Annotated in this window: 12 protein-coding genes; 8 read left to right on the forward strand and 4 right to left on the reverse strand. The window is 69.6% G+C overall.

Translation table 11 applies throughout. The annotated features are described in order from the left end of the window. Positions 1-2: 2 nt before the first annotated feature. Positions 3-476: a DUF1579 family protein gene (locus ABD808_RS15825; RefSeq protein ID WP_344896782.1), complete on the reverse strand. Its 474-nt coding sequence runs from the start codon at positions 474-476 to the stop codon at positions 3-5. Between the two features lie 260 nt (positions 477-736). Between ABD808_RS15825 and ABD808_RS15830 the strand changes: the two genes are divergently transcribed. Continuing rightward, positions 737-1,795: an LLM class flavin-dependent oxidoreductase gene (locus ABD808_RS15830; RefSeq protein WP_344896785.1), complete on the forward strand. Its 1,059-nt coding sequence runs from the start codon at positions 737-739 to the stop codon at positions 1,793-1,795. 177 nt (positions 1,796-1,972) lie between these two features. On the opposite strand, the gene ABD808_RS15835 is transcribed toward ABD808_RS15830, so the two are convergent. Then, entirely contained in the window at positions 1,973-2,614 is a 642-nt protein-coding gene (locus tag ABD808_RS15835) for a TetR/AcrR family transcriptional regulator (protein ID WP_344896788.1), read from the reverse strand. Between the two features lie 186 nt (positions 2,615-2,800). Then, the gene (locus ABD808_RS15840; protein ID WP_344896791.1) at positions 2,801-5,065 is read right to left on the reverse strand and encodes an MMPL family transporter; all 2,265 of its coding nucleotides are present in this window, start codon (positions 5,063-5,065) and stop codon (positions 2,801-2,803) included. 361 nt (positions 5,066-5,426) lie between these two features. On the opposite strand from ABD808_RS15840, the gene ABD808_RS15845 reads away from it, so the two are divergent. From ABD808_RS15845 to ABD808_RS15865, 5 genes are all read left to right on the forward strand, one after another. Beyond that, positions 5,427-5,927 (forward strand): flavin reductase family protein, encoded by a 501-nt coding sequence (locus ABD808_RS15845; protein ID WP_344896794.1) that lies wholly within the window; start codon positions 5,427-5,429, stop codon positions 5,925-5,927. 396 nt (positions 5,928-6,323) lie between these two features. Then, positions 6,324-7,847 carry an AMP-binding protein gene (locus tag ABD808_RS15850; RefSeq protein ID WP_344896797.1) on the forward strand — a complete coding sequence of 508 codons (1,524 nt, stop codon included), beginning with the start codon at positions 6,324-6,326 and terminating at the stop codon, positions 7,845-7,847. A 52-nt stretch (positions 7,848-7,899) separates the two neighbouring features. Further along, a complete protein-coding gene (locus ABD808_RS15855; protein WP_344896800.1) occupies positions 7,900-8,277 on the forward strand; it encodes an ectoine synthase in 378 nt (125 codons plus the stop codon). Positions 8,278-8,291: 14 nt separating this feature from the next. After that, positions 8,292-9,431, forward strand: coding sequence for an acyl-CoA dehydrogenase family protein (locus tag ABD808_RS15860; protein ID WP_344896803.1), 1,140 nt, complete (start codon positions 8,292-8,294; stop codon positions 9,429-9,431). Between the two features lie 172 nt (positions 9,432-9,603). Next, positions 9,604-9,945 (forward strand): transposase, encoded by a 342-nt coding sequence (locus tag ABD808_RS15865; protein WP_344896805.1) that lies wholly within the window; start codon positions 9,604-9,606, stop codon positions 9,943-9,945. Positions 9,946-9,987: 42 nt separating this feature from the next. Here the strand turns inward: ABD808_RS15865 and ABD808_RS15870 are convergent, their stop codons facing one another. Beyond that, positions 9,988-10,404, reverse strand: a complete 417-nt coding sequence (locus tag ABD808_RS15870) for a S8 family serine peptidase (RefSeq protein WP_344897947.1) — start codon at positions 10,402-10,404, stop codon at positions 9,988-9,990. Positions 10,405-11,247: 843 nt separating this feature from the next. Here ABD808_RS15870 and ABD808_RS15875 point away from each other — a divergent pair. Both ABD808_RS15875 and alr read left to right on the forward strand, forming a co-directional pair. Then, on the forward strand, positions 11,248-11,781 hold the full coding sequence (locus ABD808_RS15875) for a M15 family metallopeptidase (protein ID WP_344896808.1): 534 nt from the start codon (positions 11,248-11,250) through the stop codon (positions 11,779-11,781). After that, the gene (gene alr / locus ABD808_RS15880) at positions 11,778-12,908 is read left to right on the forward strand and encodes an alanine racemase (protein WP_344896811.1); all 1,131 of its coding nucleotides are present in this window, start codon (positions 11,778-11,780) and stop codon (positions 12,906-12,908) included. Before ABD808_RS15875 ends, alr begins: the two co-directional genes overlap by 4 nt. The last annotated feature ends 24 nt before the right edge of the window (positions 12,909-12,932 follow it).

Raw genomic sequence — 12,932 nt, forward strand, 5'->3', positions numbered from 1 at the left:
GGTCAGTCCAGGGGAGTGCGGTGGCAGTCCTGGGTGTCGAGGAGCTTCCACTCGCCGTCCTGCAAGATCGACTCCCGGATGACGAAATGGTCCTCGTCGACCCTGCTGAAGACCGTTCGCATTTCGACGTGGCCGTCCCCGAGCGTGTACCGGCCGTGGAAGATGAGTTCGCCGTCGCGCCACCCCTCCGAGGCGGTGCTGCCCTGCATCCCCGTGTCGTCGTAGTAGTAGCTGCTGAACATCTTGTCGGCGGAGTTCCAGCCCAGCAGCCACCGCCCGTTGACCTGCTGGCCGTTGGTCCGGTTCGCGGTCAGCTCGAATTCGTAGTAGTGGCCGCCGAGGATCGACCGGAACACCCCGGTGATCTTCGTTCCGGTGTTGAAGACGCAGGACATCGAGCCGAGGAGAAAGTCCAGATCGCGCATCTGCTCGGGCGGTGGCTGCGTCCCCGTGAAGGAGGCTTTGACGTCCGACATGAAAAGGCTCCAGGGAAGGGAATATGACCGTTTCATTATCTGCGGGCGGGGCCGCGCCGGGTACCCGTGCGGCCGCCTCCACCCGACCCGTGGCAGAGATTAAGGGCATGCGTTTAGGGGTGAGTCCCGCATTAAGGGGTCAGTGCGAACAATAGGGGGTGACGCGACCGAAAGGCGTGGATAGGCTCGCTATTGAAAGCGGTCGATCCGAACCACCGGACTGGCTTATCCGCGACCTGCCGCGTCACCCTGGGGGTGCGATGAAGTACGGCATCTCATTACTGCCCGACTGCCGGCCGGAGATGCGCACGGCCAAACAATACTTCGACGACGTGCTGCGTCTGGCGGAGCTGGGCGACGAGCTCGGCTTCTCCCACGTCAAGATGACCGAACATTACCTGCACGCCGCCGGTGGCTACTGCCCGAGCCCGCTCGCCTACCTTTCGGCGGTCGCGGCCAGGACCAGCCGGATCCGGCTGCTGACCGGCGGCATCCAGGCGTCCTTCCACCACCCGATCCAGACCGCCGCCGAGACGGCGCAGGTCGATGTCATGAGCGGTGGCCGCCTGGACGTCGGTTTCGCCCGGGCCTTCCTGCCGAACGAGTTCGAGGCGTTCGGGGTGAGCATGGACGGCAGCACCGAGCGTTTCCGGTCCACGGTGCGTTCGATCGTGCGGCTGTGGACCGAGGAGGACATCTCCGAGGACACGCCCTACTACCGCTACGAGAACGTCACCTCGTTCCCCCAGCCGATCCAGCGTCCGCACCCGCCCGTGTGGATCTGCGCGGTGATGTCGGAGAGCAGCTTCCGGTGGGCGGGCGAGCAGGGCTTCAACCTGCTGGTGACGGCGTCGCCGAGGCCCGAGGCCATGCAGGGCGTCAACAAGCTGGTGAGCGTCTACCGGGACGCCTTCATGGCGAACCACGGGGCGTCGGGCCGGAGCCCGGAGACGGCCATGGTCGTCCCGCTGGTGCTGGCCGACACCGACGAGGAGGCGCTCGAGGAGGCCAAGCCGCACCTTCAGGAGTACATCGAGGTGTGGAAGGAGGCCGCCGCGTCGGTGCTGAAGGTCAACTCCGCCGACTACCGGGGTTACAGCCAGGCCCTCGCCAAGTCGGTGGAGGCGGGCAGCGACGGCGCGGGCGGCAACGGCGTCATCGGCTCCCCGGAGACGGCGGCCCGCCGTGTCAAGGAGATGCAGGAAGTCCTGGACATGGACACGATCCTCTGGCAGGTCGACTTCGGCGGCCAGCCCTACGAGAAGATGGAACGGACCCTGCGGCTGTTCACCGACAGGACCTTGCCGATGCTCGGCTGACCGGCCCATTCGACGGTCCCCCCGGCGCCTTGGTCGCCACATCCTCGATGTGGCGACCAAGGCGTTTCGCACGTCCTGCCCTGGGCGGAGTCATCGTGCACGGGGTGGTGTCCAGGCGCCGTGAGTGTTCGGGCGCCAGGGGTGTCCAGGGTGAGCCGTGCGGGAGGGTCGGGGGCGTCAGGCGCCCAGGGGGCAACCGGCGGCGAGGAACTTCAGGTTGCGGTCGACCAGCTCGGGCAGTTCGAGTTCGCCGTCGCTCTCCAGCCAGGAGAACATGGCGGCGTAGAGGGAGCCGGTCACCGCCCAGGCGAAGCACTCCACCTCCGGGTCCTTCGGGTCGCGGCCGACGCGCTCGGCGATCACCTGGTCGATGACGGCGAGCGTGTTGCCCCGCATGGCGTTGAAGAACCGGGACTTGATCGACGGGACGGTGGCCATCAGCTGGATCCGCGCCGTGAGCTGGGCGCGATCCCGCTCGTACAGGTGCGGCAGGGCCTCCCCGAACATGGATCGCAGCGCCTCGATCGGGGACAGCTCGGGCGGCTGCGCACGGAACAGCTCCAGCATGAACGGGTCGTACTCGTCCTGGATGACGAGATCTTCCTTGGTGGGGAAGTAGCGGAAGGCGGTGCTGGCCGACACCTCCGCCGCCGCGGCGATCTGCTCCATCGTCGTGGCTTCGTAGCCCTGTTCGGAGAACAGCCTCAGCGCCTGGTTCTGGAGGGCCATCCGCGTCCTGCGCTTCTTACGCTCCCGCAGCGGCAGCCGCTCCAGATGGTCAGAGAAGGTGGCGGCCTGCTTCAGATCCTCCGCGCTCATGATGCAATTCTGCTCCATTGGGCGGCTAGCTTACACCCTTCCGGTGCTCATTTTACCGCGAAATAGTTGCCGCGGGTCGACGATACCGTTGGTGTTCGGTTCATCACGGCCCTCAGTAATGGCAGGCGATTGCGGGTGCGGCAAAGGCCGAATTCCGCTTCGGCGTCCGTTTTCCGGTTCGGGACGCTACCCGTGCTCCGGGCCGGTACGGCCGGACGCGGCGGTCTGCTCCTCCCGTGCCCCGGCCGGTCCCGTGGCGTCGTGGGCCCGGAGCTTCTCGCCCTCGACGTCCACGTGCGGCAGCAGCCGTTCGAGCCAGCCGGGCAGCCACCAGCTCGCCTGGCCGAGCAGCGACATCAGCGCCGGGACGAGGATCATCCGCACGATGAAGGCGTCGAAGAAGACGGCCGCCGCCAGGGCGTATCCGAGCGCCTGGACCATGCTGGAGTCGGCCAGCACGAAGCCGCCGAACACGCTGATCATGATGATCCCGGCCGCCGTCACGACCCGGGCGTTGTGCGCGAAGCCCGCGACGACGGCGTCCCGCGGCCGGGCGCCCCGGACGTACTCCTCGCGCATCCGGCTGACCAGGAACACCTGGTAGTCCATGGCCAGCCCGAACACCACGCCGATCATGAAGATGGGCAGCAGGTTGAGGATGATGCCGAGCGGCACCACCCCGAGCGCGCCGGTGAACCAGCCCCACTGGAACACGGCCACCACCATGCCGAGGGTCGCGCCGACGCTCAGCAGGAATCCCAGCGCCGCGCTCAGCGGGACCAGGACGGACCGGAACACGATCATCAGCAGCACGAACGCCATCCCCACCACGATGATCAGGTAGGGCGGCAGGGCGTTGGCGAGCTTGGTCGACATGTCGATGTTGAGGGCGGTCTGGCCGGTGACCGCGATCCGCGCCCCGGTGGCGTCCCGGACCTGCCCGCCGTGGTCGCGGATCTCGTTCACCAGGTCCTCGGTCGCCTTGCTGGCCGGGCCGCCGGTCGGCACCACCGACAGCAGCGCGGTGTCACCGGCCTCGTTGACGATCGGGGCCTCGACCGCGGCCACGTGGTCGAGGCCCTGCACGACCTGCCGGGTCCTTTCGCCCGCCGCCTGCGGATTGCGGCGGTCGGCGGCGTCGACGACCACCACCAGCGGACCGTTGAACCCGGGGCCGAAGCCTTCGCTCAGCAGGTCGTACGCCTTGCGCTGGGTGGCGTGGGCGGGCTCGGTGCCCTCGTCCGGCAGGCCGAGCCGCATGTCCAGCACCGGGATCGCGACGACCACCAGGAAGGCGAGGGTCCCGACGATGGCCGGGATCGGATGCCCCGTGACGAAGCGCGCGAGGCGCTGACCCAGCGGAGGGTCGAGCTTCAGCACGCTGCCGGTCGGGGGCCCCGCGTCGTGGACCGCCCCGGCCCCCGAGCCTTCCGGACGTTCGTTGCGTGCGCGCCTGCCGAGGATGCGTCGTCCGGTGAAGCCGAGCACCGCGGGCAAGAGGGTGAGCGCGACGGCGACGGTGACGGCCACCGCCAGCGCGGCGGCGAGGGCGATCTGGGTGAGCGGCGGCAGCTGGACGACCGACAGCCCGCACAGCGCGATGATCACGGTCAGGCCCGCGAAGACCACGGCGGAGCCCGCGGTCCCGATCGCGTGCCCCGCGGCCTCCTCCGGTTCGCGGCCGGACCGGATCTCGTGCCGGTAGCGGAACACGATGAACAGCGCGTAGTCGATCGCGAGCGCCATGCCGATCATCAACGCCATCACCATGGTGTCCTCGGTGAGGTTGATGAACCCGGTGGCGGCGTAGACGGCGGAGATGCTGATGCCGAGCCCCACGAAGGCGAGCAGCAGGGGCAGTCCGGCGGCGACCAGGGAGCCGAGCGCGATGAGGAGGGTCACGGCGGCGACCAGGACACCGATCATCTCCATCAGGCCGCTGCCCGTTGGTTTGATCGCGTCGCCGCCCATCTCGACCGTGAGGCCCTGCGCGCGGGCGGGGTCGGCGGAGTCGCGCAGCCCGGCCCGGTCGGCCTCGGTCAGGTCCCCGGCCGGGACGCGGTAGCTGACCTCGGCGTACCCGATCCGGCCGTCCTTGGAGAGCGCCCCCGGGTCATAGCCGACGTTGGCCACCTTGGGCCGCGCCTTGAGCGTGCCGACCACCTTCTCGACGGCGGACTTCGCGGCCGGTTCCTTGAGCGTCCTGCCCTGCGGTGCGGCGAACACGACGCGGGCCGTCGCGCCGTCCGCGCTGAACCCAGGGAACCGCTCGGCCAGCAGGTCGTTGGCCACCTGCGACTCGGTGCCCGAGACGCGGAACTCCTCGGAGGTCGGGCCGGAGAGCCCCGCCGCGCCCGCGATGGCGGCGACCAGGAGCCCCAGCCAGACGAGCGCGACCAGCTTCCGGCGGCGGAAGGACAGCCGGCCCAGCCGGTAGAGGAGCATGGACATGCGACTCACCATCTTTAGCTAGTAGACCACTGAATGAGAGCCTACTATCATTTTTTACGCCACGAAACCCCGTCCGCCCGGCGGGGGGTCGGACCCGCGGGGCGCACGCGCCTGGCGGTTCGTCGGCGCGGACGGAGCCGTGCGTCCCGTCGGTGGCGCGGTGCGTGAATGGCCTCCAGAGCGATCCGCCCTGGTTTGTGCTTACGTACGGTATTGGCGGACGAAGCGCGGCGGACCCCTATCTCGGATACCTCTGCTAGGGGTGGAAAGCTAGGGGATGACACCACCTGGACACGTGCCTAGCCTGATGCCGACGGCAGGACGAAAAAGTCGCGAAACAACTGTCCAGACTTTCGGAGTAATGATGAAGCTGGAGTCGGCCGCCGATGTCGACCCGTCGTCAATGCGGGCGGTGATGGGCAATTTCGCGACCGGGGTCACCGTGGTGTCCACCAGTACCCCCGACGGGCCGGCCGGAGTGACGATCAACTCGTTCACGTCCGTGTCCCTGGAACCCCCGCTCGTGCTGTTCTGCATCGGCCGGGCGTCGCGCACCTGGCCCGCGATCGAACGGACCGGCCGGTTCGCCGCCAGCTTCCTGACTGGAGAGCAGGAGAGCGTGGCACGCCGGTTCTGCGCTTCCGGCGTCGACCGCTTCGCCGGTCAGGATCTGGTCACCGCCAGTACGGGAGCGCCGATCCTGGCGCGGGCCGCCGGGTTCGTCGACTGCCGGATCGACCGGGTCCTGGACGGCGGCGACCACCGCGTGGTCCTGGGCCGCGTGGTCGCCGCCGGGGTGCTCAACGGCGGGCGCCTGCTCGTCTTCGCCCACGGCGCGTACGTCGCCAGCGGTCCCGCGTAGGGCGCCACCGGGGCGTCGGCCGGGAGGCGTCCGCGATGCCGATCCCGGCAGGCCGGGCCGTCTCCGACAACGAGTTTTCCGACGGACGTTCGTGAAGTGGCGCCCAGCTGGTGGCGGTATCCGATGACACGACGGCCGTGCGCGAATGCAATCCCCTAAGAGAATAGGGGACTCGACCCTTAGAGGCGGATGGTGGACGGATAGGGGCGACCCTTGATTTCGGTCGCCAAAATTTGGGGTGTTCGCTTTCTGGTTCCCATGCCAGCCTGGTCCGTATGCGGGAATTCAGATACTCCTTGGTGGCGGACCACCACCTGGGAACGGCATTGCCTTTCTTCGCGCCCGTGGCCGTGGCGTCCGCCGCCAGGCGACCGCGAAGGGCCGAGTGAGGCGCCCGTGCCCTCTGACTCGTTCATCGCGATGTTCGACGGTCATGTCCGCCGGACGCCCGGTGCCACCGCGCTCGTCTGGGACGGTCACGGCGTCACCTACGCCCAGCTCGCGGAATCGGCCGCCGCGCTGTCGTCCGACCTGTCGCGCCATGGCCTGCCGTCCGGCGCGGACCCGGCTGGCTCGGAGCCGTCTGGTGCGGGCTCGTCCGGCGCGGTCGCCGTGCGGGCTGACAAGTCGCCGCGCACCATCGCCCTGGTCATCGCGTGTCTCGGCGGCGGGCGGCCGGTGCTGCTGCTCTCGCCCGAGCTGGGCGCGGCGACCGTGCGAGAGCTGGTCGCCCGGTCCGGCATCCGGCATCTACTGAACGTCGAGCGCGACGACGGGCTCACCGTGGTGGAGATCGACCCGGTTCCGGACGCCCCCGCCATCCCGGCGGGGACGGGACTGCTGCTGACGACGTCCGGGTCCACCGGCCTGCCGAAGGTCGTCCCGCTCCCGATGGCGGGCGTGGCCGCCTTCATGGCTTGGGCGGTCGACCGCTTCGGCATCGGGCCTGGAACCCGCGTCCTGAACTACGCGCCGCTCAACTTCGACCTGTGCCTGCTCGACGTCTGGGCGACCCTCGCCGCCGGTGGCTGCGCGGTCCTCGTCGACCCCGAACGAGCCACCGATGGTGAGCACGTGGCCCGCCTGATAGCCGACAACGGTGTGCACGTGGTGCAGGGCGTCCCACTGATGTACCGGCAGCTGCGCGCGGTCGCCGACGACGACCTCGTCGGGCCGCTCAAGGACCCCCGCCACGTCGTGTTCACCGGCGAGGCCATGCCACCGGCGTTGCTCGCGACGCTCCCGGACCTCTTCCCGCGAGCCGCGTTCCACAACGTCTACGGGTGTACGGAGACCAACGACAGCTTCGTCCACGAGGCGGATCTGGTGGGCTGGGACGAGCGACGTCCGCTGCCGATCGGGCGGCCGATCCCCGGTGTGCGGGCCCTGGTGACGGCGGAGGACGGACGTACCGTCCACGGTCCGGGCACCGGCGAGCTGGTCGTGCACACCCCCTTCCAGACGACCGGGTACCTCGACGCACGGCTCGGCCGGGACGCGTTCGTCCCGCGCGACGATCCCGACGGGACGCGGGTCTACTACCGCACGGGCGACCTGGTCCGCCGCGACGCCGACGGAACGCTGGTCCTGGTGGGGCGCCGCGACTTCCAGGTCAAGGTCCGTGGGACGCGCGTCAATCCGCAGGAGATCGAGCGGGTCCTGCTCGCGCATCCGCAGGTGGCGGAGGCGGCGGTCGTCGCCTGCCCCGACGACCTGGCGGGCAACCGTCTGCACGCGTTCGTGCGGCGCGTCCCCGGCGGCGCCGTCAACGGCCTCGGGCTGCGGGGGCACTGCGCCGACCGGCTGCCCAGGGTGGCCATTCCCAGCGAGATCCGCTTCGTCGACGGCCCCCTTCCCCGAGGGGCCACCGGAAAGGTGGACCGCGCCGCGTGCGCCCGGATGGTCGCGCGGCCACGGTGACCCGGCGAGACACCGGTGACCGTGCCCGCTCCGCGAACGAAATGGAGCAACAATGCTGATTCGAGAAAAGACGAACATCCAGCCCGTCGACTGGGGAAACGGGCTCAGTTATCGGTTCCTCGTGCAGGCCGACGGCATGGGTTTCACCGTTACGGAGACCCTGGTGCGGGCGGGCACCAAGTCCCGGATCCAGTATCGGCGGCACCTGGAGGCGTGCTACTGCATTCGCGGGCGCGGCGAGGTCGTCAGCGCGAACGGCGGGACGTCCCACCGGATCGAGCCCGGCGTCCTGTACGCCCTCGACCGGCATGACGCCCACTTTCTCATCGCCGACGAGGAGGAGGACCTCTTCCTGATCAGTGTCTTCAACCCCGCCTTGAACGGCGACGAGGCGCATTTCCTTGACGAGGACGGATTCTCGCAGTACTGATCCAGGCGGAGCCGATGATGGAATGGGACCGGGAACAAACGGAACTTCGCGACGCGGCGATAGTGCTGGGTCAGGAGCTGACGCACGACCATCTCAAACGCGATCACGCCGGTGAGTTCCCGGCCGACAAATGGAAGCTCGTCCAGGACTCCGGGCTCCTCGGTCTGCCGTTCGAGGGACGCCGGGGCGGTCTCGACCGCGATCTGCTTACCACGATGTACGTCTTGGAGGGCCTCGGTTTCGGCTGCCGTGACAGCGGCCTCACCTTCTCCGTCTCCACGCACATCGTCAGTACCGGAATCCCGATCCACCAGTTCGGCTCCGACGCCCTGAAGGAGCGTTACCTGCCCGCCGTCTGCGCGGGCGAGCTGATCGGCGCCCACGCCGTCTCGGAACCGGACGCGGGCTCGGACATGCTCGCCATGCGAACCCGCGCCCGTCCGGACGGCGACGTGTTCGTCCTGAACGGAACCAAGGCCTTCGTCACCAACGGCCCGATCGCCGACCTGATCGTGGTGTACGCGGTGACGGAACCCGACGCGGGCCCGTTCGGCCTCAGCGCGATCGTGGTCGAACGCGACACCCCGGGCCTCATCGTGGGCGAACCTCTCAGCAAGATGGGGTTGCGCACCTCCCCGCTGAGCGAGATCGCGTTCGACGACTGCCGTGTCCCCGCCGCCAACGTGATCGGGGGAGTCGGCGCGGGCTACTCCATCTTCGACCACGTCATCCAGTGGGAGATCCTCTGCTCGTTCGCGGTGACGGTCGGGGAGATGCGACACCGGCTGGATCGCACCGTCGAATACGCGAAAAGCCGTCGGCAGTTCGGGCGGCACATCGGCGCGTTCCAGTCCGTCGCCAACCGCGTCGTCGACATGCGCATCGCGGTGGACACGTCCCGCCGCGCCCTCTACCACGCGGCCGCCAAGCTGTCGGCGGGCCAGGACGCCGCGGCGGAGGTGGCCATCGCCAAACTCCTGACCAGCGAGGGCAACCTGGCCACGGCGGTCGCGGCGGTGCAGACCTTCGGCGGCTACGGATACATGGCCGAATACGGTCTGGAACACGATGTGCGCGCCGCACTCGCGGGCACGATCTATTCCGGGACGACAGATGTTCAGCGCGGCCGGATCGCGAAGTTGATGGGCCTCTGAATTCACCCCCGAGGGAATTCTTTCTCGGCGGCACACCGTCCGGTCGACTCCCGGGATTCCGGTCATACATGGGGCGCCGAGGATCAATAAGCGATTGTCATTGAGTGGTCGCTGTCAGTTGCGTTACCATGGCGAAAGATCGTGTGCTCCCGCAGGTTTGGCGGTGTGATCAATGGCGGCGCCACGCAAGTATTCACGCGAAGTCCGAGAGCGAGCCGTGCACCTGGTGCTGGACGGAGATCGTCCCATCGCCCAGGTCGCCCGCGCTGTCGGCGTCCATCGGGAAACATTACGTCTCTGGGTGCGAGAGGCACGCGAGACCATCGGCGAAGACGGGCCGCCCGCCTGCGATCCCGACGAACTCGTGCGGCTGCGCAAGGAGAACGCCGAACTCAAACGCATTAATGATCTTCTTAGGGCGGCCCTGGTTTTCTTCGCCTCCGAATTGGCCCGGCTCCGCCTGCTCGATTCCCCCGCCGTCCCCGCCCGGGTCCGGCTGGGCGCCGACCATTAGCGGGCGACCATTGGCGGGCGCCGACGTCAGCCGGAGCCGATCTCAGCCGGAGCCGAGCCTGCCGAGCGCGGTGACGTCCAGCAGGAGGTTCGGGGAGCCGGGGCCCGGGTCGGAGATGACGCCCGGCTGGGCCGCGCGGACCACGGCGTCCCGCGCCTCCTGCGGCGTCGCGTTCGGGTGGCCCTCCAGGTAGAGCGCGAGCGCCCCGGCCGCGTGCGGCGTCGCCATCGACGTGCCGCCCAGGATCGTCGAGCCGGTGTCGGACTCGTAGTCCGCCGAGACGATGTCGCCGCCCGGCGCGAACAGGTCGAGGCACCGTCCGTAGTTGGAGAAGTACGACACCCAGTCGCCCTCGTCGGTCGACCCGAGCGTGACGGCCTCGGACACGTCGCTGGGCGCGTCGCAGCCGTTCCTGGAGTCGTTGCCCGCGGCGATGGCGAACTGGATACCGGCCCGAATGGCCCCCCTGGTCCGCGAGGGACGTCGCGCCCTTCAACGCGACGATGTACTGGCCGTCGACCGTGCCGGGCGCGTCCGCGTTGATCACGACGCCCTCGGCGGCGTTCGCCGTCGCCGGGGCGGCGAGGCCACCGGCAGCGAGCAGCGCGGCCGTCGCGGCGAGGGCCGGGCGCCAGGCGGCCCCGGGTCGTCTTCGGTTCGTCCTGACCGTTCCCATCCTGGGTCGCCTCCGGGTTCGTGGCGCGGGCGGCCGGGGAGCGCGGCCGCCGGGCCATAACGATAGAGTTCCGGCTGATGGCGAACAATCCGACAAATCTGATCAAAACGGGAGCTTTCTGCGTCAGTTTCTCCTCCCCCTCGTCCCCGCACCCGGCCCTTTGCCGCCCCTGTGTCATCCCTACGCCGTCCCTGCGTCCGCCCCAGGTGGAGCGGCCTTCGGTGCCCGACGCGTTGCCCCGTCTGGTCGCGGCCGTCGCCAAGAGCGATCGGCTGCTTTCGAAAAGTATGCTGATGGACTGTTTTGGGACGGTATGGTGATCATTCGTCAGGTCCGCTCAGCCGAAGTGAGGATTCGCAACGCCGGACGGCGCCGCGCGGAAGGGGGACCCCGACATGCTCATCACCTGGGCGCCGTGACCAGTGGCCCGCCGAACGTGTCAGTCAGGATCCGGACCGGGCCACAGTGCTCGGGACCGGACGGCGTCACTCGTCGCTTCGCCGACGTCCGGTGGCGCGATCACGGCTGCCCGCGTCCACCCGCTCCGCCCGCCGAGGGGCCGTGTATCGCGGACGTATCAAAAACCGCATACGCCGCGGCAACAGCCGTCCGCCTTCAGTAGCAGCATGGATAACAGCACTTCACAGTCAACTCCGGCCCGTCATGCGCGCAGGGTCGTGCTCATCACGAACACCACGCTGGACGAGAGCGACGGCGTGATCCCCGACGGAGTGGTGGTCTCGGTGTTCGACGAGAAGAGGCCCGCGGTGACCGGGCTCTCCCCGGACCTCCTCGCCGCCCTGCGCCGGGCCGCGACCGCCGCGGACGCCGACGGCGTCCGGCTTCGCGTCAACAGCGGCTGGCGTTCGCCCGAGTACCAGGAGCGGCTGTTGCGGAACGCCGTCCTCAAGTACGGGTCGCCGGAAGAGGCAGCGCGGTGGGTGGCGACCCCGGAGACGTCCGCCCATGTGTGGGGCAATGCGGTCGACATCGGCCCGCCCGACGGCGCGAAATGGCTGTCCGAGCACGGCGCCGCGTACGGGCTGTGCCAGATCTACCGAAACGAGCCCTGGCACTACGAACTGCGCCCGGACGCCGTCGAGAACGGTCGCCCGCCCATGTACGCCGACCCGACCGAGGACCCGAGGATGCGTTTGTGAATCAGATCCCGGTCACGCTCGAAAGCCGGACGGGCACCTTCCGGCCGCCGACCCTACAGACGCTGCCGGTCGGGGTGGCCGCGAACATGGCCATGATCCGCGCGCGGACGCGCAGCACGATCATGGCCGTGGTCAAGGCCGACGGGTACGGCCACGGCGCCGTCACGGTCGCCGAGGCCGCCCTCGCCGCCGGTGCCGGATGGCTCGGGACGACGAGCCTGGAGGAGGCCACGGCGTTGCGCGCGGCCGGGTTGGCGGCGCCGATCCTCACCTGGTTGAACCCCGCCGGGATCGACGCCGAGCAGGCGGCGGCCAACCGCGTCGACGTCGCGGTCGGGTCGGTCGACGAACTCGGCTCCCTGCTCGCGCAGTCCGCGCCGACGGTCCGGATCCACCTCTACGCGGACACTGGGATGTCCCGTGGCGGCTGCCCCCGGAGCCAGTGGGACGAGCTGATCGCCCTCGCCCGGCGCGGCCAGCGGGCTCGGACCGTCCGCGTCGCGGGCGTGATGGGGCACCTTTCGCTGGCCGACCATGCGGACCCGGTGGCGAACGCGGCCGGGGTCGCCGACATGCGCGAGGCGGTGCGCGCCGTCCGGGCGGCGGGGCTCGGTTCGCCGCTCGCCCATCTCGCGGCCACGTCGGGGACGCTGACCGACCCGGCGACGCACTTCGGCATGGTCCGCATCGGGGCGGGGCTGGTCGGCATCGACCCGTCCGAGACCGTGGAGATGCACGGCGCGTCCCGGCTGACCGCACCGGTCGTGCACACGGCGGCGGTCAAGGCCGGGACGCCGGTCGGGTACGGCGGCACGTACGTCACCGAGCGCGCCACCCATCTGAGCGTCCTCCCCGTCGGATACGCGGACGGGATCCCGCGTGAGCGTTCGCCCCAGGCGGGCGTCGAGATCGGCGGGCGCCGTTTCCCGGTGGTCGGACGGGTCTCGATGGACCAGATCGTGGTCGACACGGGCGACGAGGCCGTCCCGGTCGGCACGTCCGCGACCGTGTTCGGCCCGGACGGCGGCGCGACCCCGACCATCCAGGACTGGGCGCGGTGGGCCGGGACCATCCCGCACACCATCGTCACCGGCATCGGTTCGCGCGTGAAGCGGAGCACCGCGTGACGAGGAGCACCGGCGAGACGAGGG

Source organism: Actinomadura meridiana, from assembly GCF_039537545.1.
Lineage (GTDB): Bacteria > Actinomycetota > Actinomycetes > Streptosporangiales > Streptosporangiaceae > Spirillospora > Spirillospora meridiana.